The organism is Cyanobium sp. BA5m-10, assembly GCF_024346255.1.
Taxonomy (GTDB): Bacteria; Cyanobacteriota; Cyanobacteriia; order PCC-6307; family Cyanobiaceae; genus Cyanobium_A; species Cyanobium_A usitatum.
In genome coordinates, this window is record NZ_JAGQCP010000035.1 from 1 (window position 1) to 25225 (window position 25225).

31 protein-coding genes are annotated in these 25225 nt (G+C 63.6%); 15 read left to right on the forward strand and 16 right to left on the reverse strand.

The window, feature by feature from the left end; translation table 11 throughout:
• Nucleotides 1-337 (reverse strand): adenylyl-sulfate kinase (locus KBY85_RS11465; RefSeq protein ID WP_254961653.1); only part of this gene is annotated, 337 nt, incomplete at its 3' end.
• Nucleotides 338-470: 133 nt separating this feature from the next.
• On the opposite strand from KBY85_RS11465, the gene KBY85_RS11470 reads away from it, so the two are divergent.
• Together KBY85_RS11470 and KBY85_RS11475 are read left to right on the forward strand one after the other, a co-directional pair.
• Nucleotides 471-713, forward strand: a complete 243-nt coding sequence (locus KBY85_RS11470) for a type II toxin-antitoxin system VapB family antitoxin (protein WP_254931871.1) — start codon at nt 471-473, stop codon at nt 711-713.
• Complete coding sequence (locus KBY85_RS11475) at nt 710-1081, forward strand: type II toxin-antitoxin system VapC family toxin (RefSeq protein ID WP_254931872.1); 372 nt, start codon at nt 710-712, stop codon at nt 1079-1081. Before KBY85_RS11470 ends, KBY85_RS11475 begins: the two co-directional genes overlap by 4 nt.
• Nucleotides 1082-1100: 19 nt before the next feature.
• Here the strand turns inward: KBY85_RS11475 and KBY85_RS11480 are convergent, their stop codons facing one another.
• The 3 genes from KBY85_RS11480 to KBY85_RS11490 all read right to left on the reverse strand — a co-directional run bounded on the left by KBY85_RS11480 (nt 1101) and on the right by KBY85_RS11490 (nt 2153).
• A complete protein-coding gene (locus tag KBY85_RS11480) occupies nt 1101-1445 on the reverse strand; it encodes a translation initiation factor (protein ID WP_254931873.1) in 345 nt (114 codons plus the stop codon).
• A gap of 76 nt (nt 1446-1521) precedes the next feature.
• Nucleotides 1522-1911 carry a type II toxin-antitoxin system VapC family toxin gene (locus KBY85_RS11485; RefSeq protein WP_254931874.1) on the reverse strand — a complete coding sequence of 130 codons (390 nt, stop codon included), beginning with the start codon at nt 1909-1911 and terminating at the stop codon, nt 1522-1524.
• The gene (locus KBY85_RS11490) at nt 1908-2153 is read right to left on the reverse strand and encodes a FitA-like ribbon-helix-helix domain-containing protein (protein ID WP_254931875.1); all 246 of its coding nucleotides are present in this window, start codon (nt 2151-2153) and stop codon (nt 1908-1910) included. The genes KBY85_RS11485 and KBY85_RS11490 overlap by 4 nt, the downstream gene beginning before the upstream one ends.
• Before the next feature lie 163 nt (nt 2154-2316).
• Between KBY85_RS11490 and trpB the strand changes: the two genes are divergently transcribed.
• On the forward strand, nt 2317-3588 hold the full coding sequence (gene trpB / locus KBY85_RS11495) for a tryptophan synthase subunit beta (protein WP_396121860.1): 1272 nt from the start codon (nt 2317-2319) through the stop codon (nt 3586-3588).
• A 16-nt stretch (nt 3589-3604) separates the two neighbouring features.
• Here trpB and KBY85_RS11500 read toward each other — a convergent pair whose 3' ends face one another.
• From KBY85_RS11500 to KBY85_RS11510, 3 genes are all read right to left on the reverse strand, one after another.
• Nucleotides 3605-4054 carry a TerB family tellurite resistance protein gene (locus KBY85_RS11500; protein WP_254961654.1) on the reverse strand — a complete coding sequence of 150 codons (450 nt, stop codon included), beginning with the start codon at nt 4052-4054 and terminating at the stop codon, nt 3605-3607.
• Nucleotides 4055-4141: 87 nt separating this feature from the next.
• Nucleotides 4142-5050, reverse strand: a complete 909-nt coding sequence (locus KBY85_RS11505; RefSeq protein WP_106632723.1) for a heat-inducible transcriptional repressor HrcA — start codon at nt 5048-5050, stop codon at nt 4142-4144.
• A gap of 126 nt (nt 5051-5176) precedes the next feature.
• Nucleotides 5177-5533, reverse strand: coding sequence for a rhodanese-like domain-containing protein (locus KBY85_RS11510; protein WP_254961657.1), 357 nt, complete (start codon nt 5531-5533; stop codon nt 5177-5179).
• A gap of 54 nt (nt 5534-5587) precedes the next feature.
• Between KBY85_RS11510 and KBY85_RS11515 the strand changes: the two genes are divergently transcribed.
• From KBY85_RS11515 to KBY85_RS11555, 9 genes are all read left to right on the forward strand, one after another.
• Nucleotides 5588-7195, forward strand: a complete 1608-nt coding sequence (locus tag KBY85_RS11515; RefSeq protein WP_254961658.1) for a DUF3352 domain-containing protein — start codon at nt 5588-5590, stop codon at nt 7193-7195.
• Nucleotides 7195-7692, forward strand: a complete 498-nt coding sequence (locus KBY85_RS11520; RefSeq protein WP_254961659.1) for a histidine phosphatase family protein — start codon at nt 7195-7197, stop codon at nt 7690-7692. Before KBY85_RS11515 ends, KBY85_RS11520 begins: the two co-directional genes overlap by 1 nt.
• A gap of 14 nt (nt 7693-7706) precedes the next feature.
• Entirely contained in the window at nt 7707-8876 is a 1170-nt protein-coding gene (locus KBY85_RS11525; protein ID WP_254961661.1) for a citrate synthase, read from the forward strand.
• Nucleotides 8877-8900: 24 nt separating this feature from the next.
• The gene (nuoH, locus tag KBY85_RS11530) at nt 8901-10031 is read left to right on the forward strand and encodes an NADH-quinone oxidoreductase subunit NuoH (protein ID WP_106632671.1); all 1131 of its coding nucleotides are present in this window, start codon (nt 8901-8903) and stop codon (nt 10029-10031) included.
• Between the two features lie 81 nt (nt 10032-10112).
• Entirely contained in the window at nt 10113-10709 is a 597-nt protein-coding gene (gene ndhI, locus KBY85_RS11535; RefSeq protein WP_106632670.1) for an NAD(P)H-quinone oxidoreductase subunit I, read from the forward strand.
• Nucleotides 10706-11308 carry an NADH-quinone oxidoreductase subunit J gene (locus KBY85_RS11540; protein ID WP_254961662.1) on the forward strand — a complete coding sequence of 201 codons (603 nt, stop codon included), beginning with the start codon at nt 10706-10708 and terminating at the stop codon, nt 11306-11308. The genes ndhI and KBY85_RS11540 overlap by 4 nt, the downstream gene beginning before the upstream one ends.
• 69 nt (nt 11309-11377) lie before the next feature.
• Nucleotides 11378-11707 carry an NADH-quinone oxidoreductase subunit NuoK gene (gene nuoK / locus KBY85_RS11545; protein WP_254961663.1) on the forward strand — a complete coding sequence of 110 codons (330 nt, stop codon included), beginning with the start codon at nt 11378-11380 and terminating at the stop codon, nt 11705-11707.
• Nucleotides 11708-11721: 14 nt separating this feature from the next.
• Complete coding sequence (locus KBY85_RS11550; protein ID WP_254961664.1) at nt 11722-12657, forward strand: NAD(+) kinase; 936 nt, start codon at nt 11722-11724, stop codon at nt 12655-12657.
• Nucleotides 12658-12690: 33 nt separating this feature from the next.
• Complete coding sequence (locus tag KBY85_RS11555) at nt 12691-13257, forward strand: adenylate cyclase (RefSeq protein WP_254961666.1); 567 nt, start codon at nt 12691-12693, stop codon at nt 13255-13257.
• Here KBY85_RS11555 and KBY85_RS11560 read toward each other — a convergent pair.
• Nucleotides 13250-13534 (reverse strand): response regulator transcription factor, encoded by a 285-nt coding sequence (locus KBY85_RS11560; protein ID WP_254961667.1) that lies wholly within the window; start codon nt 13532-13534, stop codon nt 13250-13252. The genes KBY85_RS11555 and KBY85_RS11560 overlap by 8 nt on opposite strands.
• Nucleotides 13535-13584: 50 nt before the next feature.
• Here KBY85_RS11560 and KBY85_RS11565 point away from each other — a divergent pair, with 50 nt between their 5' ends.
• A complete protein-coding gene (locus KBY85_RS11565; RefSeq protein ID WP_396121861.1) occupies nt 13585-14499 on the forward strand; it encodes a methylenetetrahydrofolate reductase in 915 nt (304 codons plus the stop codon).
• Here the strand turns inward: KBY85_RS11565 and KBY85_RS11570 are convergent.
• The 6 genes from KBY85_RS11570 to KBY85_RS11595 all read right to left on the reverse strand — a co-directional run bounded on the left by KBY85_RS11570 (nt 14496) and on the right by KBY85_RS11595 (nt 21829).
• Nucleotides 14496-15677: an NDP-sugar synthase gene (locus KBY85_RS11570; RefSeq protein WP_254961669.1), complete on the reverse strand. Its 1182-nt coding sequence runs from the start codon at nt 15675-15677 to the stop codon at nt 14496-14498. The genes KBY85_RS11565 and KBY85_RS11570 overlap by 4 nt on opposite strands.
• Nucleotides 15678-15700: 23 nt before the next feature.
• On the reverse strand, nt 15701-16591 hold the full coding sequence (locus tag KBY85_RS11575; protein WP_254961670.1) for a segregation/condensation protein A: 891 nt from the start codon (nt 16589-16591) through the stop codon (nt 15701-15703).
• 93 nt (nt 16592-16684) lie between these two features.
• The gene (locus tag KBY85_RS11580; protein WP_254961671.1) at nt 16685-17074 is read right to left on the reverse strand and encodes a lipopolysaccharide assembly protein LapA domain-containing protein; all 390 of its coding nucleotides are present in this window, start codon (nt 17072-17074) and stop codon (nt 16685-16687) included.
• A 79-nt stretch (nt 17075-17153) separates the two neighbouring features.
• Nucleotides 17154-18734, reverse strand: coding sequence for an NAD(P)H-quinone oxidoreductase subunit 4 (locus tag KBY85_RS11585; protein ID WP_254961672.1), 1581 nt, complete (start codon nt 18732-18734; stop codon nt 17154-17156).
• A gap of 274 nt (nt 18735-19008) precedes the next feature.
• A complete protein-coding gene (locus KBY85_RS11590) occupies nt 19009-21027 on the reverse strand; it encodes an NAD(P)H-quinone oxidoreductase subunit 5 (protein ID WP_254961673.1) in 2019 nt (672 codons plus the stop codon).
• Nucleotides 21028-21127: 100 nt separating this feature from the next.
• A complete protein-coding gene (locus KBY85_RS11595; protein ID WP_254961677.1) occupies nt 21128-21829 on the reverse strand; it encodes an NnrU family protein in 702 nt (233 codons plus the stop codon).
• Nucleotides 21830-21969: 140 nt separating this feature from the next.
• Here KBY85_RS11595 and KBY85_RS11600 point away from each other — a divergent pair, with 140 nt between their 5' ends.
• Nucleotides 21970-22944: a LysR family transcriptional regulator gene (locus KBY85_RS11600; protein WP_254961674.1), complete on the forward strand. Its 975-nt coding sequence runs from the start codon at nt 21970-21972 to the stop codon at nt 22942-22944.
• Here KBY85_RS11600 and KBY85_RS11605 read toward each other — a convergent pair.
• Complete coding sequence (locus tag KBY85_RS11605; protein WP_254961675.1) at nt 22935-23621, reverse strand: DUF3172 domain-containing protein; 687 nt, start codon at nt 23619-23621, stop codon at nt 22935-22937. The genes KBY85_RS11600 and KBY85_RS11605 overlap by 10 nt on opposite strands.
• Nucleotides 23618-24010, reverse strand: a complete 393-nt coding sequence (locus tag KBY85_RS11610; RefSeq protein ID WP_254941388.1) for an NAD(P)H-quinone oxidoreductase subunit M — start codon at nt 24008-24010, stop codon at nt 23618-23620. Before KBY85_RS11610 ends, KBY85_RS11605 begins: the two co-directional genes overlap by 4 nt.
• Before the next feature lie 106 nt (nt 24011-24116).
• Between KBY85_RS11610 and pds the strand changes: the two genes are divergently transcribed.
• On the forward strand, nt 24117-25225 hold a 1109-nt coding region (pds, locus tag KBY85_RS11615), incomplete at its 3' end, for a 15-cis-phytoene desaturase (protein WP_254961676.1).

The following is a 25225-nucleotide window of genomic DNA, read 5'->3' on the forward strand; positions in this document are numbered from 1 at the left end:
CATCCAGAAAAAGCTTGCTCACCTCGCCAATGCGGCGGATGTTTTCCTCGCGGGCAGCATCGGAGAAGCCCAGGTCCTTGCAGAGGCCGTGGCGGATGTTGTCTCCATCCAGCACGTAGCAGCTGAGTCGCTGTTCAAACAGGGCGGAGTTCACGGCGTTTGCCAGGGTGCTTTTGCCCGAGCCGCTGAGGCCGGTGAACCAAAGGATGGCGCTGCGGTGGCCGCGCTGCAGGGCCCGGCCAGAGCGATCCACCGAGGTGTGGTGCCAGGCGATGTTGGTGGAGGCTCCCTGGGTGGTGACTTCGCCGTAGGTCGGGTTGGTGGGAGCGGCGGACATCGGCGCAGGGCGTTGGGACGGATGGGGACATTCTCTCCTGTGCCCCGCGTCAGGCCCTTGAGAGGTGCTTTGTTGTCTGGTGCACGAGGGCTGATTTTGATTCTAGAATTAAAATCTAGAAAAATTTTCCGCAATGGCTGTCAGCATCAAGAGCCCTCGGGTGGACGCCCTGCTCGAGCAGCTGCGGCAGCTCACGGGCAGAGGGTCCACGGAGATTGTGCGGGATGCCTTGGAGCTGGAGCTGCAGCGGCAGCGGTGGTTGAGCCGGCGCAGGCGCCTCAGTGCCGAGTTACCAGTCCTGCAGGATCAGGCCATTGAGACGGCCAAACCTTTTCATCCCGATTCGCTGTACGACGAGCAGGGCTTGCCATCGTGATTCTGGTTACTTCGCTGCTGCTGGCGATTCTTCAGCGAGAGCCGGGGTGGGAGCGACACCAGCAGACGCTCGAGGAGGCAGAGGTCCTACGCATGTCCGCAGGCACCCTGCAGGAGCTGCTGCTGGTTGCTCACTGCCGTGGAGTGCTCGAACCGATGCAGACCTTGCTGGATCTGATTGACCCCGATCTTGTGCCGGTGGATGCGGATCTGGCAGAGCGCGCTCTCGGCATCTTCAAGCGTTTTGGCAAGGGCCAGGGTCATCCGGCCCAGCTCAACTTCGGGGATTGTTTTGCGGCGGCCCTGGCTGAGCGTGACCAATTGCCCCTTGGCTACATCGGCGACGATTTCACCAAGGCGGGTTTCTGAGGTTGGTGGCGCTTGCCTTTCATCCCCCCGCCTGCTTGGGCCGGAAGCCCTCCTTCTCCAGCGCCGCCAGGGCCGGGGCCACCTGGTCGCCCTGCAGCTCGATCACGCCGTCTTTGACGGTGCCGCCTGTGCCGGCAACGGCCTTGAGCTGCTTGAGCAGTGTTTTCAGCTCGGCTTCCGGCGCCTCAAGGCCCGTGATCGCCGTCACCAGTTTTCCCCCTTTGCCTGCCTTGGTGCGTTGCACCCGCACCCGCTGCTGGGCCTTTGGGCTGGGTGCGCCCGCCGGGCCGGCCCCAGAGGCGGTGGGTCTGGCCGTGCTTGCGGCGTTGCTGCTGAATTCCTGCCAGCCGCCCTTCTTGGCCATGCCCAATCCTGCAACGCTGGTTCGGATTCTGGTCGGCGCAGCCTTCCCCGTGATCGCAATGCCCCCGGTTCGGGCCTTAACCCAGGGGTCTCGCCACGTCCGGGAATGCAATAAGTACAGCGCGGTCTTCCGTGACCAGCGGCACCCCCAGTTGCTGCGCAGCAGCCACAAATTCGCAGTCGTAGGCACTGCAGCGGCTGCTGTGAGCCAGCTGCAAGACCTGTTCGGACGCCACCGGTTCGTCCTGGCCAGCCAGCAGCACCTCTGCCCGTTGCATCAGCGCCACGGCCTGCGGGAGCAGGAGCAGGTCACGCCGCAGGTAAGTGGTGAGCACATTCCGCCACTCACTGCGCCAGAGCGGCGGTGCTGCCCAGCGGGGTTGATCGAGCAACAGAGCTTCTGCCAACTTTGTTTTGGGCCCTGGCAGCAGCAGATAGGCCAGCACGTTGGTGTCGACAACAATCAAGGCCGACCTTCGCACTTGAAGGCATCGATCTCAGCCGGATCAAAGCTGTGCCGAGCCAGGCTGTCGCGCAGGGTCCGAATCTCTCCTAGCTGCTGCTCTGCGGCCAAGTGGTCATGGCCTAGTCCGGCCTCCAGGCAAACGATCGCTTCATTGTTGAGGCTGCGCCGGTGCCGCTTGGCCGCCGCGGCGAGCCGGGCATGAAGCGCCTCGGGCAGGTTTTTGAGTGTGATGGTTTTGGCCACGGCAGCCAGCGATCTCAAGGCGATACAACCATTATGGATCCGTTCTGGACCCTTGCAGGCCGTGGTTCTGGATCGCCGTGCGTCGTCCAACGATGCTCGTGTGCTGGAAGCGCTGCTGCCGGCCGCTGGCTTCTTAGGCTTACAAGATCTGATAGCGCCACCGGTGACAAGCACCGTCTCTCCCATCTCCGCAGCCAGCGGCGTCGATCCAGCGGCCCTGGAGCGCGCAGCTCGCCCAAACAGCCTGGGCCGCTACGGCCAGTTCGGCGGCCAGTACGTGCCGGAAACCCTGATTCCCGCTCTTGCGGAGCTGGAGCAGGCCGCGGCTGAGGCCTGGAAGGATCCGGCCTTCACCGACCGGCTCAACCACCTGCTGCGCACCTATGTGGGGCGCCCCAATCCCCTCTATGAGGCCGAGCGGCTAACGGAGCACTACCGCCGGCCCGAGGGCGGCCCGCGCATCTGGCTGAAGCGGGAAGACCTCAACCACACCGGCGCCCATAAGATCAACAACGCTCTTGGGCAGGCGCTGCTGGCACTGCGCATGGGCAAAAAGCGGATCATTGCCGAGACCGGCGCTGGCCAGCACGGCGTGGCCACCGCCACCGTGTGCGCCCGCTTCGGGCTGGAGTGCGTCGTTTACATGGGCGCCGAGGACATGCGCCGTCAAGCCCTCAATGTTTTCCGCATGCGGCTGCTGGGGGCAACGGTGCAACCTGTGACTGCCGGCACTGCCACCCTCAAGGACGCCACCAGTGAGGCGATCCGCGACTGGGTCACCAACGTGGAGAGCACCCACTACATCCTCGGCTCGGTAGCTGGGCCCCACCCCTACCCGATGCTGGTGCGCGATTTCCACGCGGTGATCGGTGAGGAAACCAAGCGCCAGTGCCACGAGGCCTTTGGCCGCAATCCCGATGTGCTGGTTGCCTGTGTGGGCGGTGGCTCCAACGCCATGGGCCTGTTCCATCCCTTCGTGCAGGACACGGACGTGCGTCTGGTGGGGGTTGAGGCCGCCGGCGATGGCGTGGCCACCGGCCGCCATGCCGCCACCATCACCGAGGGCCGCGTTGGGGTGCTTCACGGCGCCATGAGCCTGCTGCTGCAGGACGAGGAGGGCCAGGTGCAGGAGGCCCACTCGATCAGCGCCGGCCTCGATTACCCCGGCGTCGGCCCCGAGCACAGCTACCTCAAAACCATCGGCCGGGCTGAATACGGCGCCGTGACAGACACCGAGGCACTGGACGCCCTGCAGCTTCTGTGCCGGCTGGAGGGCATCATCCCGGCACTGGAAACGGCCCACGCCTTCGCCTGGTTGGAGAAGCTCTGCCCCACCTTGGCCCCCGGCACTGAGGTGGTGCTTAACCTCTCGGGCCGCGGCGACAAGGACGTGAACACTGTGGCCGAGAAGCTCGGCGACAAGATGGGGGGCTGATTCAAGCCTGTTGGGATCAGCCCAGAACTGGGAAGTCGAAACGATTGCCGAATAGCGAAAACAGCACCTGCCACAGGTTGGGGTGCTCCTTGATCTCCTCGGCCGCCGCGTTCTCGATTGTTTGCAGCTGATCGGGGCTCAGTTCGAGGCCGGTGGCAAGACGAGAAAGGATCGCGCGCTCTTGCTCGCAGATGAATTCATCGTCCTGCTGCTGTCTTGATGCGGAAGCCACCATCACGGCGGTTTTCATGGCCAGTTCCCGTTGCTCCGGATTTATCAAAGCTGCCAGATCCTCGATGCAGGAGGGATCAGATAATTGATCTTCCCAATTAATAATTTTGGCCTGAAGTTTGTATTGTTTGCTCAGAGAGTCCAAGAGGTTCTCTTCTTCAAGAGATACCCCACCATCGGCAAGGGCAACCAGATTGAGAATTCTCAGGATCACTCCTGCTGATTGGAGGTCCATTAACTGGTTGAGCTGATGTTTGAAATCAGTTTACCGGCTTTGACTGGTGAAATATTTGGCGCTGCGATTGATCGCCAAGGGCCCGATCTAGCGCAAAAGCCTTTCCAGCGCCTGGGCCACCGAGCCCACGGCGGCTCGGGCCGTGGCATAGGCCATGCGCATCGGCCCCACCAAGGCCACCTGGCCCACGCCGCCGTCGCCGCTGCGGTAGTTGGCCTGCACCACGGCGCACTGGTGCAGGGCCCGGTGGGGATGCTCGGCGCCGATCCAAATGCCTGGCTGGGGTAGGAGCTGTTGGGGCGCATCCTCCACCAGCTCCACTAAGGGGCGCAGGCTGAGGGTTTGGCTGAATTCCGGCTGGGCAAGCAGGCCAGCGAGGCCCATGGCTACAGCGCCTTCGCCCTCCAGCTGGCGCGACTGCCCATGACTAGCCAGCGCTTGACGCAGCACGGCGCCGCTGCTGGTCAGGTGGGAGGGCAGGGCGGCCCAGTCGATGCTGCCGCCCTCGAGTTGGACCGCGACCCAGCGCTCAAGGGACGCCAGTTCCGCTACTGCAAGGCAGGGCAGCCGCAAGTTGAGGCTGCTGGCTGTGGAGCCCCCCTCCACCAGGAACACCAGCAGGCGTTCACCACTGGCTACCAGTCGGAGGGCCTGCAGCTGGGACTGCTGGCGTTGGGGCCTGGTGATCAGGCTGAGCAGGCCCGTGAGATCTGCCAGGCGCCGGCTTAGATGCAGGAGCAGATCGTCGAGGGCTGCCCACTGCAGACTGAGTCCGGTGAGTTCGCGCTCCAGCTGCAGGGCGGCCGCGCCTGGTGCGGGCAGCAGCTGATCAACGTAGGTGCGATAGCCCTGCTGGCTGGGGATTCGGCCAGCGGAGGGGTGGGGCTGGGTGAGCAGGCCACGCTGCTCCAGGGCTCCCATGGCTGAGCGCACCGTTGCCGGGCTGGCCTGCAGGCCAAAACGGCGCACCAGGGTCTGGCTGCCCACCGGCTCCATCGTGTCGACGTAGTGGCGCACGGCGAGCTGCAGTACTTCCTGCTGCCGGGCGGGCAAGGGCCTGGGTGAGGCGGACTGCAAGCGGGCGCCGCTGGAGTGAGGCGATCGTACGCAGCCCTGCGGGTGTCAGTAGCGGGGTACGGCTGGATCGACCTCCACACTCCAGGCATCGATGCCCCCTTGCACATTCCAGACGTCACCAAAGCCGTGTTCCTGCATCAGCCAGCAGCCCAGATGCCAGCTGCGCACGCCGGCGTGGCACAGCACGGCTACGGGGCGGTCGCGGTCGAGCAGCTGGTTGAGCTGGCCAATCCATTCGTTAGATCGGCCCAGGGGCAGATGCACCACGGCATGGGGCAGGCGGGCCAATTCCAGTTCGGTGTCTTCGCGCACGTCCACCAGCTGGATCGCCTCGCCCCGCTCCAGCCGCTCTTGCAGGTCGCGGGCCCGGATTGTCTGCGGTGTCGTTTCGATAGGTGCCATGGCGGGCAGACGGGGTGGCTTGGGGTCAAGATGGACCCATCCTGCGTGGGGCGCATGAAGGCCCGCCCGTTTTTGGCGGTCGTGCTGGCGGTGACATTGCTGTTGCTGAGCCTGGCGGCGGGTGGCTGGTGGCTGGTGCTGCAGCACTCCCCCTTGCAACTGCAGCACCAGCAGCTGGTGTCGCCCCGGGCGGCCCGCTTTGTGCCCCGCCAAGCCGCTCTGAGCCTCTATCTGCTCAGCGATGGTGAGCAGCTGGTGGGCTACGCCCGGGCGGTGGCTCCCCCCCGCCAGCGGCGCCAGGCGGCTGAGGCGGTCGCGGGTCTTAGGGATGGTGCTTTCGCCGCCGCCGGCCTCGACTATCCCGGCGAGCTGGCCCCCTGGCTGGGCCGCGAACTTGGCTTTGCCCTACTAGCTTCCGAGCCCGGGGCGGCCCCCGCTGGCTGGTTGCTGGCCCTGCGCAGTCGCGACGCTGACGGCGCCCGCCGTTTCCTGCAGCGCTTCTGGCAGACCCGCAGTCTTGCTGGCACCGACCTGCAGATCAGCAGTTACCGCGGCATGGGCTTGATCAGTGGCCGTGGTGCCCTGGTGGGCACCAGCCCGGTGCCAATCGCTACGGCGCTGATCGATGACGACCTGGTGTTGATCGCGTCGGGCCGGGGGGTGCTGGAGCAGGCCCTCGACGTCTCCCAGATCGATGAGCTCAACCAGGCGGCCAGCCCCCGCTTTAAGCAGGCGGTTCAACGCCTTGACCAGGGGGCGCTGCTGCTAACAGCACGACCGGAAACGCTGGGGCCCTGGTTGGGGTTGCCGGCTGAGTTCACGGCGCCTGGGGTAGTGCAGGAGCTGGTGGCCAGCCTGCGCCCCCACAACCGCTCCTTGGAGCTGGATGCCCTGCTCCAGCTCGCTGCAGATGCCGCAATGCCGGCTCCCTCGGCGGATGGCACTGCGGAAATTGACCCCACAGGAGCGGCTTTACTAGCGGCCCTGCAGGGCCCCTCAGAGAGCTTGGCCCTGGTGCAGCGCCCCGCCGCTTGGCCGGCCTACTGGCAGCCCCTGCTGGCGGCGGTGCTGCAGGCCGAGCCGGGATCGTTCCCGGCCCTGGTGGCTGCCGCCGCCGATGGCCCGCTGCTGCGCAGTGAGGCAAGTGAGGGCTGGTTGCTGGGCACTGGCGCCGACCAACCGCAGCCGGACGCCCTCGCTGGGGTGCTCGCCGCCGAGGGATTGATCGCCGCGCCGCTGCCGGTGGAAGGGGATCCCGATCTGCGGGTCTGGACCAGGCTGGAGGCTGGCCAGGCTGGACGCCGATTCGCCCGCGGCGATGCCAACCAGCTGCAGGCCAGCCTGGAGGGCGCCCGCTCCAGCCAGGGCCGACTGGCTTGGTGGGGTCAGACCCTGGCGGTGCTGCAGGAGCAGCGTGACTCCCGCAAGCCGCCCCGGCTGCGGCTGGAGCAGCTCGCTGGCCTCGATCTACCCCAGGCTCCCCTGCAGTGGGCTATGGCGGCGGGCCGGGCCCAGCCCTTGCTGCAGCGCTGGAGCACCTGGCAGCTTTTGTCGGCCCTGGCCGGCCAGCCCCTGGCCCCGGCCGTGCAGAGCCTGAGCCTGGGCTGGGAAGCGCAGCCTGATGCCAACCTGCACCTCAAGGCCCGCCTTGAATTCGGTTGATGGCTAAAGCTGAGCGCGAACTGCTGCTCTGGCGCCATGGCATCGCTGAAGATCGCCATCCTGATCGCCCTGATCAGGAGCGGGCCCTTACGGCTGAAGGCCGTCAGCGCACTGCGGCCGTGGCGGCGGAGTTGTGCCGCTTGCAGCTCCACTGTGATCGCATGCTGAGCAGCCCCCTGCGGCGGGCGCTGCAGACCGCTGAAATTGGCGTGGCGGCTGGTCTAGCGCCGGCGATGGAGTTGGAGGATCGCCTGGCGCCGGGTGGTGATCCGCTGCCGCTGCTGCAGGAGGGCACTTGGCAGCGCCTTGGCCTGGTGGGCCATGAGCCAGACCTGGGCGAGCTGGCCTCGAGCCTGCTGGGGTTGCCGGCGGGCACAATTTCTCTGCGCAAGGCAGGCATCGTGCTGCTGCGCCTGGGCCCAACCGGGGCCAGCCTGGAGGCCCTAATTGGCCCACGGTTGCTGCGGCTACGGCGGGATGGCCAGCGGCAGCCGTAAGTTCGCCTTAGTGAGTGCGGTGGAGAAGCTTGGTAGTAACAGGAGCGGCTACCCCAGCCCCATTTCGGCCGGGTTTGGAAGGGGTGCCGGCTACCCAGTCGTCGATCTGCGACATCGATGGCCAGCGGGGGGTGCTCACCTATCGCGGTTACCCCGTAGACCAGCTGGCATCCAGCAGCTCCTTCCTGGAGACGGCCTATCTGCTGATCTGGGGCGAGCTACCCACTACTGAGCAGCTGCAGGAGTTTGAGCAGGAGGTGCAGATGCACCGCCGGGTCAGCTTCCGCATTCGGGACATGATGAAGTGCTTCCCCTCCGGGGGGCATCCGATGGATGCGCTGCAGAGCAGCGCCGCCTCCCTGGGCCTTTTTTATTCCCGTCGAGCCCTCGACAACCCCGAATACATCGTTTCGGCGGTGGTGCGGCTGATCGCCAAGATCCCCACGATGGTGGCGGCCTTCCAGCTGATCAGGAAGGGTCAAGATCCGATCCAGCCCCGCGACGACCTGGCCTACGCCGCCAATTTTCTCTACATGCTCACGGAGCGGGAGCCCGATCCGCTGGCGGCCCGCATCTTTGACGCTTGTCTAATCCTGCACGCTGAGCACAGCCTCAACGCCAGCACCTTCAGCGCCCGAGTGACGGCCAGCACCCTCACCGACCCCTATGCCGTGGTGGCGTCAGCGGTTGGCACCCTGGCGGGCCCCCTGCACGGCGGTGCCAATGAAGATGTGCTGGAGATGCTCGGCCAGATCGGCAGCCCAGATCAGGTGGCGCCCTGGCTGGATCGGGCGATTGCCGGCAAGCAAAAAATCATGGGTTTTGGCCACCGGGAATACAAGGTCAAGGACCCCCGGGCTGTGATTCTCCAAAGTCTGGCGGAGCAGCTCTTTGACCAGTTCGGTCACGATCCGATGTACGACCTAGCCCGCAAGCTGGAGGAGGTCGCGGCCGAGCGCCTGGGGCCTAAGGGAATTTTCCCCAACGTCGACTTTTATTCAGGCCTTGTGTACCGCAAGCTCGGTATCCCTGAAGACCTCTTCACGCCCATTTTTGCTATCGCCCGCACGGCTGGCTGGCTGGCCCATTGGAAGGAGCAGCTGGGGGCTAATCGCATCTACCGGCCCTCCCAGATCTATACCGGTCAGCCCTCCCGTGACTGGCAGCCCGTGGGGGCCCGCTAAGTTGACCCCATCTAAGCTGCCGCCATGCTGACCACCACGGCTCCGGGCCTGGATCTAGAGGCCAGTTTTGAGCAGGCCCTGCAGGGCTTCGGCCTGAGTCCTGCCGCCGCCCACCTGTTGTGGCTGCCCCTGCCCATGGTGCTGGTGCTGGTTGCGGCCGTGGTGGGCGTGCTGGTCAACGTCTGGCTGGAGCGCAAGATCTCAGCAGCGGTGCAGCAGCGCATTGGTCCTGAATACGCCGGCGCTTTAGGGGTGCTTCAGCCGATGGCCGATGGCCTGAAGCTGGTGTTCAAGGAAGACATCATTCCGGCCCGGGCTGATGGCCTGCTGTTCACCCTCGGCCCAGTGCTGGTGCTGATTCCGGTGATTCTCAGCTGGTTGGTGGTGCCCTTCGGCCAGCACCTGCTGATCAGCAACGTTGGCATCGGTATTTTTCTTTGGATCTCCCTGAGCAGCATCCAGCCAATCGGCCTGCTGATGAGCGGCTACGCCTCCAACAACAAGTATTCGCTGCTGGGCGGTCTGCGGGCGGCGGCCCAGTCGATCAGCTACGAGATCCCCCTGGCCCTGGCTGTGCTGGCCGTGGTGATGATGAGCAACTCGCTCAGCACCGTTGACATCGTCAACCAGCAGACCGGCGCTGGCATCCTCAGCTGGAACATCTGGCGTCAGCCGGTGGGCTTCGTGATCTTCTGGATCTGCGCCCTAGCCGAATGTGAGCGCCTGCCCTTTGACCTTCCTGAGGCGGAAGAGGAGCTGGTGGCTGGCTACCAGACCGAGTATTCGGGCATGAAGTTCGCCCTCTTCTATCTCGGCAGCTACATCAACCTGGTGCTCTCGGCCCTGCTGGTGTCGGTGCTTTACCTAGGCGGCTGGGGTTTCCCCATCCCCGTGGAGTGGCTGGCCAGCTGGCTGCACCAGCCGATAGATGCACCCTTGGTGCAACTGATCACCGGCTCGGTAGGCATCGTCATGACGGTGCTAAAGGCCTACCTGCTGGTGTTTCTGGCGATCCTGCTGCGCTGGACCACGCCACGGGTGCGCATCGACCAGCTGCTCGATCTGGGCTGGAAGTTTCTGCTACCGATTGCCCTGGTCAACCTGCTGATCACGGCAGCGCTCAAGCTGGCCTTCCCGGCTGTGTTTGGCGGCTGACCGCGCCTGAGCACCAGCTTTTCTCCAGACCAGCCATCATGGGCTGACCCATTCCGACCGCCTCCCCCCAGAGCCAACTCCATGTTCGGGTTTCTCAAGAAAGTCGGTGACTACACCCGCGATGCGGTGGGTGCGGCCAACTACCTGACCCAGGGTCTGGCGGTGACCTTTGATCACCTGCGGCGCCGGCCGATCACCGTTCAGTACCCCTACGAGAAGCTGATCCCCTCCGAGCGCTATCGGGGCCGCATCCACTACGAATTCGACAAGTGCATCGCCTGTGAGGTGTGTGTGCGGGTCTGCCCGATCAACCTGCCGGTGGTGGATTGGGTGATGAACAAAGCCACCAAGAAAAAGGAGCTGCGCAACTACTCGATTGACTTCGGGGTGTGCATTTTTTGTGGCAACTGCGTGGAGTACTGCCCCACCAACTGCCTGTCGATGACCGAGGAATACGAGCTGGCAGCTTTTGATCGCCACAGCCTCAACTTCGACAACATCGCCCTTGGTCGCCTGCCTACCAGTGTCACCAGCGATCCGGCCGTAGTTCCCCTGCGGGAGTTGGTCTACCTGCCCAAGGGAGTACTGGATCCTCACGATGTGCCGGATACGGCGCCGCGGGTGGGCAAACTGCCCGAGCAGGTGCTCGAATCCCTGCCTAGCGGAGACGCGTCATGACTATCGCCTCCATTACCCAGCTGATCTGCTTCGTTGCTCTCTCCGCCACCTTGGTGCTTGGAGCCCTCGGGGTGGTGTTGCTGCCCAACATTGTTTATTCGGCCTTCCTGCTGGGCGGAGTATTTCTTTCGGTGGCAGGTCTCTACCTGCTGCTAAACGCCAGTTTCGTGGCAGCGGCCCAGGTGCTCGTCTATGTGGGCGCCGTCAACGTGCTGATCCTGTTCGCGATCATGCTCGTCAATAAAAAGGAAAATCTGGCGGCCATTCCCGGGCTTGGTCTACGGCGTCTGCTCTCCGGCGCTGTCTGCGGTGGCTTGTTTTTGCTGCTGATTCGGGTGGCCTTCACTACCCCTTGGCCCCTACCTGGCCCAGAACCCGTGGGCGAGGAGGCCACGATTCGCATTGGCGAGCACCTCTTCAGTGACTACCTACTGCCCTTTGAGCTGGCTTCGGTGCTGCTGCTGATGTCGATGATCGGCGCCATCGTTTTGGCCCGCCGCGATGTGCTCAGCAGCGATGTGATCACAGGTGAGGCAGTCGATCAGGGCCTGATCGAGAAGGAGCGCACCCCCCTGTTGCTGGAAAACTCTCCTCGCTAGCGGGCGTTTCCGCGCCCTCTCAGCCTCACTGCCACCGCCATTATTGCCACCGTCATCGTTGCCACCGTCATGGAGTTCACCATCCCCACCACCATCCCCCTCCAGGCCTACCTGGCCCTGGCGGCGATTTTGTTTTGCACCGGTGTCTGGGGATTGATCAACAGCCGCAATGCGGTGCGCGTGTTGATGAGCATTGAGCTGATGCTTAATGCCGTCAACATCAACCTGATGGCTTTCTCCAACTATCTTGATGGCCAGCTGATCCGCGGCCAGGTGTTTGCCATCTTCGTTATCACCGTGGCCGCGGCTGAAGCGGCCGTTGGTCTGGCGATCCTGCTCTCCCTCTATCGCAACCGCGAAACGGTTGATATGGAGCGCTTCAACCTGTTGCGCTGGTAGCCGGTCCTTTAGCGATGCGGCTTGAGCGGGTCTGGCTGATTTCTAGGTCTGGCAGCCAGGCGGCCAACCGCCAGGCCAAGCGCTGTGCAGAAGACCTGGCGGCCCAGGGGGTGCACGTGGTGGTGGCCTCCAGTGGCCTGGCCCGCAATCCCTTTCCCGGCTTGCTGGCCACGGAAGCCGAGCTGCCCGATCTAGCCCTGGTGCTGGGGGGCGATGGCACCGTGCTCGGTGCGGCACGCCATCTGGCCCCCCTCGATGTGCCGATCCTCAGTTTCAATGTGGGCGGCCACCTCGGCTTCCTCACCCACGATCGCCGTCTGCTGCGCCTGAGCACCGACGCCCTCAAGATCGAGGAGCACAGCCTCTGGGACCGGCTGCGTCAAGACCGCTTTGCCTTGGAGCGGCGCATGATGTTGCAGGCCCATATCGACCGGGGAGACGGCGTTGATGTCTCAGAGATCGGCCATCTGGCTCTCAACGACTTCTATTTCCGGCCCTGCCTCGATGAGGTCTCCCCCACCTGTTTGCTGGAGCTGGAGATCGATGGTGAGGTAGTGGATCAATACCGCGGCGACGGCCTGATCATTGCCACTCCCACCGGCTCCACTGGCTATTCCATGGCTGCCGGTGGGCCGATCCTGCACCCGGGCATCGAAGCGATCGTGGTTAATCCGATCTGCCCGATGAGCCTCTCGAGCCGGGCCGTGGTGGTGCCGCCTAGGGCCCAGCTTTCGGTGTGGCCCCTGGGCGAAACCAGTCGCCGGGTCAAGCTTTGGAAAGATGGCGCCCACGCCACCGTGCTTGAACCCGGCGATCGGGCCTTGGTGGAGCGCAGCCCTCACCCGGCCCTGCAGGTGCTGCTGGAGCAAAGCCCCTCCTACTACCGCACCCTCACCCACAAGCTGCATTGGGCTGGCAGTCTCACCGCCATTGAGCCGTCCCACAATTAACCCCCCCTGCTGCCCCCCGCCCGAAATCGCCCCATGGCCCTGGAAATTGAACGCCGCTTTCTGGTGCAGGGGCTGGACTGGCGCCGCCATATCTGCTGGCAAGCCCAGCTGCAGCAGGGCTACCTGGTGGCGAGCGCCGATGGCTTCACCGTGCGGGTGCGCCGTGCCAGCGGTGAAGAGGCCGTAGCCGGTGCCTGGCTCACCCTCAAGGCCCGCACCGAGCAGCTTCTTGAAGCCCCGGGCCTGCTGCCGGAGGGATTGGTGCGCCAGGAATTCGAATATGCCATTCCAGAGGCGGATGCTGCTGCCCTGCTGGCGTTAGCGCCCCAGGGCCTTTGCAAAGTGCGCTACGGCCTTGATCTGCCAGGTGGGGAGTGGGTGCTCGACGTCTTTGAGGGTGCGAATGCACCGCTGGTGGTGGCCGAGGTGGAACTGGAGCCGCAGGGGCTGGTGCAAGGCCTGGCCCTCCAGCCGCCCGCCTGGTGCGGGCGTGAGCTAACTGGGCGCCATGAGCTAAGCAATGCGGCCCTGGCCCGCCGGCCCCTGGCTCTCTGGCCAGAAGCGGAGCGCTTGGCCCTGTTCGAGCCTGCAGCTAGCTAATTTTGCCGGGTTCAATCGAGCAGCAGTTGAAGCCGTCACGGCAGATTTTGCCGTGGTCCATGGCCCAATTCAGCAGGGCTACCCGGTTCTTGGCGCCTGTTTTGGTGAAGACGTTGCTCACGTGGTTGTCCACGGTGCGCTTGCTGATCGTCAGCGATTCGGCGATCTCCTGGTTGGTTAGGCCCTTAGCCACCAATTCAATTATCTCAATTTCCCGCTCCGAAAGCTCATGGCGCACCTGGCCGAGGGAGCCTCCCGTGGCGTGATTGGAATCCATGGGCCCAAGTCGAGCGCTTGCCAGCACTGTAGGCAGGGCGCTGTTCCATGATGGTCCTAAGTGGCGCGATTGGTTTGTTGCTTCAACGGGCACTTGCTAGCGGGCAGCCAGCTCTCACCGCAGAGGTGATGCCACCTAGGGGAGGGGATCCCTCGCGCTCATTGGCGGCCGCAGGGTCCCTGCGGGGCTGGGTCCATGCGGTAAACGTCACTGATGGCAGCCGCGCCGTGATGCGGATGAGCAGCCTGGCCCTATGCCGCCTGCTGCTTGACGCCGGCATCGAGCCGGTGCTGCAGCTGGCCTGCCGCGATCGCAACCGCATTGCCCTGCAGGCCGAATTACTCGGTGCCCATGCCTTGGGCGTGCGCAACCTGCTCTGCCTCACCGGCGATCCCGTGCGGGCCGGCGACCAGCCCGGGGCCCGCCCGGTGAATGAGCTGGAGGCGGTGCGGTTGTTGCAGCTGGTACAGCACTTCAATGGCGGGCAGGATCCGGTGCAAGGTGAGCTGCCCGATGGACCCACCGACCTATTTGCCGGTGCAGCTGCCGATCCCCAGTCGGCTAGTTGGAGTGGTCTCAAGAGCCGGCTGCTGCGCAAGAAGCAGGCCGGTGCCCGCTTCATTCAAACCCAGATGGTGATGGACGCTGAAGCTCTCAAGCGCTTTGTTGGTGACCTCGCCGCACCGCTTGATCTGCCCGTGCTGGCGGGTGTGTTTTTACTCAAATCGGCCCGCAACGCCGCCTTCATCAACCGGGTGGTGCCTGGCGCCAACATTCCCCAGGCCGTGATCGACCGGCTGGCTGCGGCGCCAGATCCGGCGGCAGAGGGCGTAGCTATCGCCGCGGAACAGGTGGGCGCCTATCTCCAGATTGCCCAGGGGGTACATCTGATGGCCATTAAGGCTGAGGAGCGAATTCCGGCGATCCTGCGGCAGGCAGGCCTGAAGCCCCTAGCGCTGGGCTAGTTGGAGTTGCTCAGGGCCAGATCGGTGCCCAGTAGTTCGGCCATCGCCTTCTGCTGCGGCGATGGCGACACCACATCCTGCCGGCGCACATCGGTGATCAGCCAGTCGAGGGCGGCCTCCTGTAGGTCGAAGTGGTCGCCGTTGCGGTCAACGCAATAGCGGCCAAACACCAGCTTCTCCACCAGACGCACTCCAGCCCCGATGCGGGAGTAGTCAAAGATGATCGAGTTGTCGATTGTGGCTCCTTCGCAGATGTGGCAATTGGGGCCAATCATCGCCGGGCCAATGATTGTGGCGCCATTTTCAATGCGAGTCATGCCGCCCACATAAATGGGGCCGGTGATATTGATCTGATCCCAGTCAGCGGCCACGTTGAGGCCGGCAAATACCCCTGGCCGCACTTCCTTGCCAGGGATCTGCACTTGACGCACCTGGCCCTGCAAAACGCTGCGGATTGCCTGCCAGTAATCCGGCACCTTGCCTATATCAACCCATTCAAACTCCATCGGCAGGGCGTAGAAAGCTGCGCCGGCCTCCACCAGTTTGGGAAATAGGTCGGAGCCGATATCGAAGGGCTGGTTGCTTGGCACAAAGTCGAGCACCTCTGGCTCGAAGATATAAATGCCGGTGTTGATCATGTCGCTGGCGGCCTCATCAACCGCCGGCTTTTCCTGGAAGGAGCGCACCCTGCCGTCGTCGTCTGTGACGACTACGCCATAACTGCTCACCTGATCCTTGGGAACTCGCTTGGTGATCATGCTGGCCATGGCGCCCTTGGCCTTATGGCGACGTACCGCTTCGCACAGATCAAGGTCGATCAGGGCATCACCGCAAAGCACCACAAAGGTGTCGTCGAAGAAGCGCTGGAAATTCTGGATCTTCTTCAGCCCTCCTGCTGATCCCATCGCGTCGCCGATCAGCTCACCGTCTTCGATGCGGCCTTCAAAGCTGTAGGCGATTTCAACACCGAAGCGCTGACCATCGCGGAAGTAGTTCTCGATCTCCTCAGCCAGGTGAGAGACGTTCACCATGATTTCGGTGAACCCATGCTCCCGCAGCAGCTCCAGCAGAAACTCCATCACGGGTTTCTGCAGGATGGGGATCATCGGCTTGGGGATCGTGTGCGTAATGGGCCGCACACGTGTTCCCTTGCCAGCAGCCAGGATCATCGCCTTCATGGGCGCCAGCCTAGACGCACCACTTAAGCCGCCAGCGCCTGCTCCGCCGCACCGAGGGCTGGCACTAGGGGCAGTTGGCGGGTCTCGCCAGGATTGAGCAGGCGCCGCAGGTGCAGAGGGCCAAACAGCCCGCCCTGCTGGTCGAGTTCCACCTTGCCCTGGTGGCAGAGAAACAACAGAGCCCAGAACACCCCCACCCGGTCCCGGTCCAGCTCGGCGTCCGCAGCCTTGGCTTCCACGTGGGCAGCCCAGTCCTGCACCAGCTCGTTGAAGCCGGCCCAGTCGTGGGCTGGATCCCAGCTAAGTAAAAACTGGCTGAGAGCAGCGGTGGTTTCCGGCAACTTCTCGCGGTGCGCCAGGGCCGCTACCTGCTCAATCGCGGCCCTTTCGCTGTAGCGCTTGGGGCGGTGGCGCGGCCGAATCCGACCCTCGTCCGCTTCGAGTCGCTCGGCGATGTCCTCGAGCTGGCGGATCAATTCCCCCAGGGTCACCGGTCGTTGTAGGGGTGGCGGCGCTACGGGCCGGCGCCAGAGGTGCCTTTCCGGTCGCTGAGGCAGGGCCAGGGCGGGGTTCACCAGCCAGCCTTGGCCATCGGCATCGAAATCAAAGCCGATGTCGTCCTGGTCTGGAGCTTCCTGCGCAAAGGTGGCCGCTTCCAGCACCTCGGCTTTGAGGCTCACCAACACCGAGGCCGCCAAAAAGGCCTCACTGGTTTCAGCTAGGTCCTGTTCGTAGCTGCCGCCCCGGCTTGGAGCGTTTGCTACCACCAGGCGGGGCACCTCAATGCGCTGGCGCAGCTGGTCGAGAAAACCATCCACCACGGCGATCACGTCCACATCCCATGGGTCGATATCGCCCCGCTCTGCCGCATCCTGGAGCAGGCGTATGGCCAATCTTGCGCCTCCTTCAGCCAATGGTGCCCCGAGGCCTCCGCTGAGTCATTGGCCGCACGCTACCGGTGCTGGCCATTTCGCACCAGCACCCCTGCCAAAGCACCACAGCTGGGGTCAGCCAACTGACACGGTCACGGCTTCGTCGGCATCGGGACTGGTGGGAGCCGAGCTTTGCCCGGCCGCTGGCAGCAGCCCCAGCTGGGCATCCAGCGTGGCTCGGTAGCGCTGCAGGTCGTTTTCCAGCTCCTGGATTCGCACCTGTTGGGCGGTGAATTCGCCCTGGCTCTGCACCGCTTCCACCTTGCGCACCACCCCGGTCCACACCGCAAACACCCAGGCAGCGGTGGCGCCGATGCCGCCAACTAGGAGCAGCAGGGCGGCTAGGGGCAGGGTGCCGCTCAGTCCTGGCAGGAAGTGGACCGTGGTGGGGGCTGTGTTCTCCAGGGTGAACATCACCATGGCTAGGCCAAAGCTGAAGATCAGCAGAAAGTTCAGCTGTTTCATCTCAGGAGCGTAATTAGACCAACCCAGGGGTGAACTCACCGCGGGCTATCTGCACAGTTTTGTTACCCAGGGAGGCGGATCAGGCCGGCAGGGCCGGCGCCGAAAGCAGCGGTTGGCGAATCAGATCGCCCGGCGGCGGCTGAATCACCTTGGCTAGGGCGGTGGTCTCCCGCTGCACGAGGGCCTCGATCGAAGCCCTGTAGGTGTCGGTCATCACCCTGGGGTAGAGGCCGATGCCCACGATCGGCACCAGCAGACAGCTGATCACGTAGATCTCCCGGGGCTCCGCATCCACCAGGTGGGTGTGGGAGGCGAGCTCAGTGTTTTCCTTGCCGAAGAAGATTTCCCGGAGCATCGAGAGCAGGTACACCGGGGTGAGGATCACGCCCACCGCCGCTAGAGCCGCCATCACGATGCGGAAGCTGAGCGAATAGGCCTCGCTGGTAACGAAGCCCGTGAACACCATCAGCTCGGACACAAAGCCGCTCATGCCTGGTAGGGCAAGGGAGGCCAGGGAGCAGATAGTCCACAGGGCAAACATCTTGCGCATCTTCTGGCCAACCCCGCCCATGTCGTCGAGCTGCAGGGTGTGGGTGCGGTCGTAGGTGGCGCCCACCAGGAAGAACAGGCTGGCTCCGATCAGGCCGTGGCTGATCATTTGCAACATGGCCCCACTGGTGCCCAGGGCACTGAAGCTGCCGATGCCGATCAGCACGAAGCCCATGTGGCTGATCGAGCTGTAAGCGATCTTGCGCTTGAGGTTGCGCTGGGCAAACGAGGTGAGAGCGGCGTAGATGATGTTCACCACCCCCAGTACCACCAGCAGCGGCGCAAATTGGGCATGCCCCTCGGGGAGCAGCTGCACGTTGAAGCGCAGCAAGGCGTAGCCCCCCATCTTCAGCAAGATGCCTGCCAGCAGCATGTGCACCGGAGCCGTGGCCTCGCCGTGGGCATCGGGCAGCCAGGTGTGCAGGGGCACGATCGGCAGCTTCACCCCAAAGGCGATCAGCAGGCCTGCGTAGGCGAATAGCTGGAACTTCGTTGAGAAGTCCTTGGCCATCAGGTCCGTGTACTCAAAGCTGGGGGTGCCACCGCCGTAGAAGGCCATCGCCAGGCCCACCACCAAAATGAACAGGGAGCTACCGGCTGTGTAGAGGATGAATTTGGTGGCTGCGTACTGACGCTTTTTGCCGCCCCAGATAGCCAGCAGCAGATACACCGGCAACAGCTCCAGCTCCCAGGCCAGGAAGAACAGCAGCATGTCCTGCACGGCGAACACGGCGATCTGGCCGCCATCCATGAGCAGCAGCAGGAAATAAAAGAGCTTGGGCTTGAAGGTCACCGGCCAGGCCGCCAGAGCCGCCAGGGAGGTGATGAAGCTGGTGAGCAGGATCAGGGGCATCGAGATGCCGTCCGCCCCCAGCGACCAGGCCAACCCCAGGCTGGGCAGCCACTGAACCCGCTCCACCAGCTGCAGTCCTTCGACCGCCGGGTCATAGCCGTTGAGGTAGGCCCCCACGGTGATCAAGAAGGTGATCAGGGTGATGCCAAGGGCATACCAGCGAATCCGCTTGCCGTCGCCGGCATCGGGAATGAAAGGAATTACCAGGGCCGCTGCGATCGGGAAAAGGATCGACGCGCTCAACCATGGGAAGGGCACGAACCAGGCCTCACCGTTTGATCGGAGTGTAGAAATGCAGTCGGGCCCGGCACTCTGCTGATGGGGGTTGTCACACAGAGTTGTGTGTCCTGCCCCCTGCTTCGCTGATCCGCTGGCACGCGCTTTGCGCTCACGCCAGGGGATCAGCGAAGCAGGGGGCAGGCGTTGTCGCGAGGCAGGGAAGGCTCTGGTGCGGCAGGGCGCGGCTTGAGGCTCGCTGGACTGTGCGGCCGAGGCCGTGTTGCCCGCGTAGCAGGCGTAACGGCCGAACCGCTCAGCCCAGCGAGCCGAACAGAACCACCAGGGCGATGACACCGCCAAACACGATCAGGGCATAGAACTGGGCCCGGCCGGTTTCGAAGTATTTGAGACCCTCGCCGCTGCCCAGGGTCACCAGGCCGGTGAGGTTTACGACCCCATCAACAACCTTGGAATCAACCTCCAGCACCTGGCGGGCCAGTTTGCGGCTGCCCTGCACGAACAACTTGTCGTTGATTGCATCGAGATACCACTTGTTGGCCAGGAAGGCATTGAGGGCGGGGAAGCGAGCGGCTACGGCTTTGCCCAGATCGATTTTGTGCAGCGCGTAGGCCAGCACGGCGACGGTTATGCCAGCGATGGAGATGCCGACTGAGGCTCCGGCTAGGGGCAGGAATTCACTCCAGCTGAAGTGTTCGGCCACCTCGGCCGCCTCCTTGGGGTCGAGCAGGTTGCCAAAGCGGCTATTCCAGGGGGTGCCCAGCAGGCCTACCAGCACAGAGGGCACGGCCAGCACGGCCAGGGGCATGGCCATCTGCCAGCCGGATTCATGGGGATGGCTGGCATGGCCATGGTCGTCGCCGTGGCTATCGCCCTGGTCATCAGTGGTTTTGCCTGCTTCAGCCAGCAGCTGGGCCCTCATGGCCTGATCATTGCCGCGAAACTCCCCCTCAAAGGTGAGGAAGTAAAGGCGGAACATATAAAAGGCGGTCATGCCGGCGGTGATGAAGCCAGCCACCCACAGCACGGGGAATGAACCAAACGCCACGCCGAGGATCTCGTCCTTGCTCCAGAAGCCAGCCAAAGGGGGAATGCCGGCGATGGCGACGCAGCCAATCAGGAAGGTGCTGCTGGTGATCGGCATGTGTTTGCGCAGCCCACCCATTAACCGCATGTCCTGGGCGAGCACGGGCTCATGGCCCACCACCTCTTCCATGGCGTGGATCACCGAGCCGGACCCCAAAAACAGCATCGCCTTGAAGAAGGCGTGGGTCACCAGGTGGAACATGCCGGCCACCGGAGCGCCGCAGCCCATGGCCAGCATCATGTAACCCAACTGGGAAACGGTGCTATAGGCCAGGCCCTTCTTGAGATCCATCTGGGTGAGAGCAATCGAGGCCCCCAGTACCAGGGTGATGGTTCCCACCACGGCGATCGTGGCCTGCACAGCCGGGAAGGGTTCGTAAACGGGTTGCAACCGGGCCACCAGGAACACACCAGCAGCCACCATGGTTGCCGCGTGAATCAGGGCAGAAATTGGAGTCGGACCCTCCATGGCATCCGGCAGCCAGACGTGCAGGGGGAATTGGGCCGATTTCGCCATCGGTCCCATGAACACCAGCAGGCACAACAGGATCGCCGCCGCGTTGGAAACACTGCCGCCGGCCACGGCCTCCTGCAGCCGGCTGCCAATTTCCTCAAAGCCGAAGCTGCCAGTGGCCCAGAACAGACCCAGGATCCCCAGCAGCAGACCGAAGTCGCCAACCCTGTTCACCACAAAGGCTTTCTGGGCGGCATTGGCGGCGCCATCGCGGTCGTACCAGAAGCCCACGAGCAGGTAGGAGCACATTCCCACCAGCTCCCAGAACACATAAATCTCCAGCAGGTTGGGGCTGATTACCAGGCCCAGCATCGAGCTGCTGAATAGGGCTAGGTAGGTAAAAAAGCGCACATAGCCCTTGTCATGGGCCATGTAGCCATCGGAATAAACCATCACCAGCACGGCGATGGTGGTCACCAACGACAGCATCACGGCGCCGAGGGCGTCCACCCGGAAGCCCATTTGCAGGTTGAAGGTGCCGGCGCTGGCCCAGTTGAACAGCACTTCGGTGGGCGGTGCACCCGCCAGTTGCTGGGCCAAAACGGCGTAGCTAAGAACTGCAGCCGCTCCCACGCAGCTGATCAGTAACCAGGCCACGGGTTTGCGCAGCCGATTGACGGTGCGGTTGAAGCTGATCAGCCCCAGCCCGGTAATAGAAGCCCCGACCAGGGGCAGCACCGGAATCAACCAGGCGAGTTCGGCGGCTGACGGCATGCGCTGCAAGCTGGTTGGCGCAAGTGTAGGCAGCCAAACACGTGCATATCCAGGCCTGTGCGGGCTCGCCCATGGGCGGGGGCTTCGCGGCGAGCCGTACTCAACCCAGCAGGTGGGCCAAGCCTGTGCGAGCGAAGCTCGTTGCGCCGAGGCCGATGAAGCGATGGGCCCACCAAAACACCCCTACGGCAATGGCAATGCCCAGCTGGGCTGGCCTTAGAAATTCGCTGGCAACCAGCTGCTGGCGGCCGGTCAATATCGCCCTAAAGGGAAGGATCGAGGTGCTAGCTCTCAGCTCCTCAAAGGCGCTACCGAAGCGCTTGGCCAAGCGCCGGTCGCCGTTCCAGATAGCGAAGAGATGGTGGGCGATCAGGCCGGCGCAGGTGGCCACCATGAAGCTGCTGCCGATCCAGAGCAGGTGGGTGGCGCACCAGAGGACCTGGCCCACCGCCTGGGGATGGCGGCTGATGCGGATGATGCCGGTGGCATAGAGCCGCACCTGGGGCTTGAGCACCGCCGGGATTTCCAGCAGGTTGTAGGTGGCTGGATAAAGAAACAAAAAGCTGATAGCGGTGCCGGCCCACACCACGGGCACGATCCAGGGCTGGTCCTGGAGATTCCAGAGGCGCACCCCGTCGTAGCGATGGGCCAGGAAGTAGCCGATCACCACCACGGCTGAGGGGATGCTCACCGCGGCAAATAGCAGCCGCCAGGCCCTTTCGCCAATTTTTGCTGCGCCCCACACCCGCAGCGAGGCACCGCCGCTGTGAACTACTGCGAAAGCCAGCAACAGGGCGAGCATTACCCAGCTGCTGTGGTGCGAAGAGCTGGGGGGCACGGGCCGGATGGGTAGTTGTGAAGCTCTCGATTCTCGCTGCCAGGCTTCCCCCTTAGAGTTTTGAAATCGCCAGCTGGCAGGCTCCGGCCGATCCAGGCAACCCAATGGCAGAACTGCCTTTCACCCTTGATCAGCTCCGCATCCTGCGGGCCATCGCCTCTGAGGGGAGCTTCAAGAAGGCCGCAGATAGCCTTTATGTGACTCAGCCGGCGGTGAGCCTGCAGATTCAGAATCTGGAGAAGCAGCTCAGCGTCAGCCTGTTTGACCGGGGCGGGCGCAAGGCCCAGCTCACCGAGGCCGGCCACCTGCTGCTCAGCTATTGCGACCGAATCCTGAGCCAGTGCCAGGAGGCATGTCGGGCTCTAGAAGACCTGCACAACCTGCGCGGCGGCTCGCTCATCGTTGGCGCCAGCCAGACCACCGGCACTTATTTAATGCCGCGAATGATTGGTCTGTTTCGGCAGAAGTACCCCGAAGTGGCGGTGCAGTTGCAGGTGCACAGCACCCGCCGCACGGGTTGGAGCGTGGCTAATGGCCAGGTGGATCTGGCGATAATCGGCGGCGAGCTTCCAACGGAGCTTTGTGAGCTGCTGCAGGTGGTGCCCTATGCCAGCGATGAGCTGGCCCTGGTGCTGCCGGTGAAGCATCCGCTGGCCCGCCTGCCCGAGCTCACGAAAGACGACCTCTACCGGCTGGGCTTTGTCTGCCTTGATGCCCAGTCGACCACCCGCAAAATGGTCGATCAGCTGCTGGCCCGCTCCGGGCTGGATGTGGGCCGGCTTAAGATCGAGATGGAGCTCAATTCCTTTGAGGCGATCAAAAACGCCGTTCAGTCGGGTCTTGGGGCTGCCTTCCTGCCGGTGGTCTCAATTGAGCGGGAGCTCTCTGCTGGCAGCCTGCATCGCCCCCAAGTGGCCGACCTGCTCGTGCGCCGCCAGCTGAAGCTGATCACCCATCCAGCCCGCTATTGCTCCAGGGCTGCCGATGCCTTCCGCAAGGAGGTTCTGCCCGTGTTTGCCAGCCCCGATAGCCCCCTGCGCCGGCCGTTGCAGCAGCAGGAGGCTCTCACTCAGAACTGATCGGCTTCGGGGGTGACGCCCACCGTGTCATCAGCCACGCCCTTGGTAAGGAATTTGTTTTGGCTGGTGTCTGTTTGGTAGACGCAGCGCACGATTGGCTTGTCTTTCACTGAGCCGATGTAGGCGAAGGTGTTCATGCGCTGCTTGCACTGGCGCATCTGTTCGTTGGTTACGGCTCCTTCCTTCTGCAACACGCTCCAGTTTTCCCGCCGAATAACGCAGCCGGCCTTGAGCTCCGGCTGGGTCACGAAGCTGGAGCTGGGGTTCATGGTGGTGTAGAGCTCAATGTCCATCACGAAGGCACTGGCGCCCCACTGGCGGCAGAACTCCGGATCAGGCACCGCCATGTCGAGCTGCTGGCTGCTGGCGATGTTGCCCTGGTCGCCCTGGGTGGTGCTGGAGATGGCGGTGCCGATGCCGATGCCCACCACCAGCACCCCAGCCAGGATCGCCAGGGTGCCCACGTTGAACTGAAAGGGGCCACTTCCGCCAGGGCCACTGCCACCAGGACCAGGGCCACCAGGACCGCCTTTATTGCCGCCCCCGGCCGGCCGCCTGGACTCATTGCGGCGTCCGCCCCGCTCATAGGCATCCTCTGCGTAACGCCCTCCGGGGGGACGCCCCTCATCAGGGCGCTCACCGGCGTAGCGATCTGAGCTGTAGCGGGAGCGGCTCACAGGCTTTCCGTGCTGCGGGGCAGGCCCATTGAGTAATTGAGCACCCGGGCATCCGGGTTGTAGCGAAGCTCGCCGGCCTGGAGCAGCTGGCGAATTAGCCCTTCCAGCTCCGAACCGATCTGGCGCAGGTTGTATTCGGTGAGGTCGGCGCCGGCTTGGGCTGCCACCAGCTCGCGGAAGTGGTCTTGCACCTTGGCCAGCACCGGGGCGTCCCAGAGGAACTCGTTATCGGGATCCACATCCATGGTGAGCTGGCTGGGATCAGGCAGCAGGTTGCCGTCCTCCACCCGGGCGGTGAACAGCCGCACGTGGCGGGTGGTGGACTTCAGCAAGGTCTCTGCAGGGCGGGATTCGGCAGGGAGTGAGTCAGCGAGGCGAGGGTCAGCCATGGGGAGGGGATTGCGGGCACCCGATGCCCCAACTCTAGAAACCCCCCCCCAGCCGCAGGGGTCAGGCGCCCCCTTTAAGGTTGCATCTGGATTTTTGAAAGTCGGTATGCGCGTAGTCATTGCCGGAGCAGGGCTCGCCGGGCTGTCGTGCGCGAAGTACCTCTGTGATGCCGGCCATACGCCGGTGGTGGTGGAAGCCCGCGACGTTTTGGGCGGCAAGGTGGCGGCCTGGCAGGACGAAGATGGCGACTGGTATGAGACCGGCCTGCACATCTTTTTCGGCGCCTACCGCAACATGCGCCAGCTGTTTAAGGAGCTGGATATCGAAGACCGTCTGCAGTGGAAAAGCCACTCGATGATTTTCAACCAAATGGAGACGCCAGGCACCTACAGCCGCTTTGACTTCCCCGACATCCCCGCCCCCTTCAATGGTTTGGCGGCCATTCTCAGCAACAACGACCTGCTCACCTGGCCCGAGAAGATTGCTTTCGGCATGGGCTTGGTGCCGGCAATTTTGCGCGGCCAGCAATATGTAGAAGAGTGCGATAAGTATTCCTGGACCGAGTGGCTGAGGCTGCACAACATTCCCGAGCGGGTCAATGACGAGGTATTCATCGCCATGGCCAAGGCGCTGAACTTCATCGATCCCGATGAAATTTCCAGCACGGTGGTGCTCACCGCCCTAAATCGCTTCCTGCAGGAGGGTGATGGCTCCAGGATGGCCTTCCTTGATGGCAACCCACCGCAGCGCTTGTGCCAGCCGATCGTCAATTACGTCGAAGCCCGTGGCGGGGAAGTTCACCTGGATTCTCCGTTGCGCCAGATCGAGCTCAATCCCGATGGCACGGTGAAGGCTTTCCAGATTGGTGGCATCAAGGGCCAGGAGCCCCGCACACTTACGGCCGACGCCTACGTGAGCGCCATGCCGGTAGATCCCTTCAAGTTGCTGCTGCCTGAGGCTTGGAAGGAGATTCCCTATTTCAAGAAGCTCGACGGCCTCAATGGGGTGCCGGTGATCAATATTCACCTCTGGTTTGATCGCAAGCTCACCGATATCGACCACCTGCTGTTCAGCCGTAGCCCGCTGCTGAGCGTCTATGCAGACATGAGCAATACTTGTAAGGAATACGAGGATCCGGAGCGCTCGATGCTGGAGCTGGTGTTTGCCCCAGCCAAAGACTGGATTGGTCGCTCTGACGAGGACATCGTGGCGGC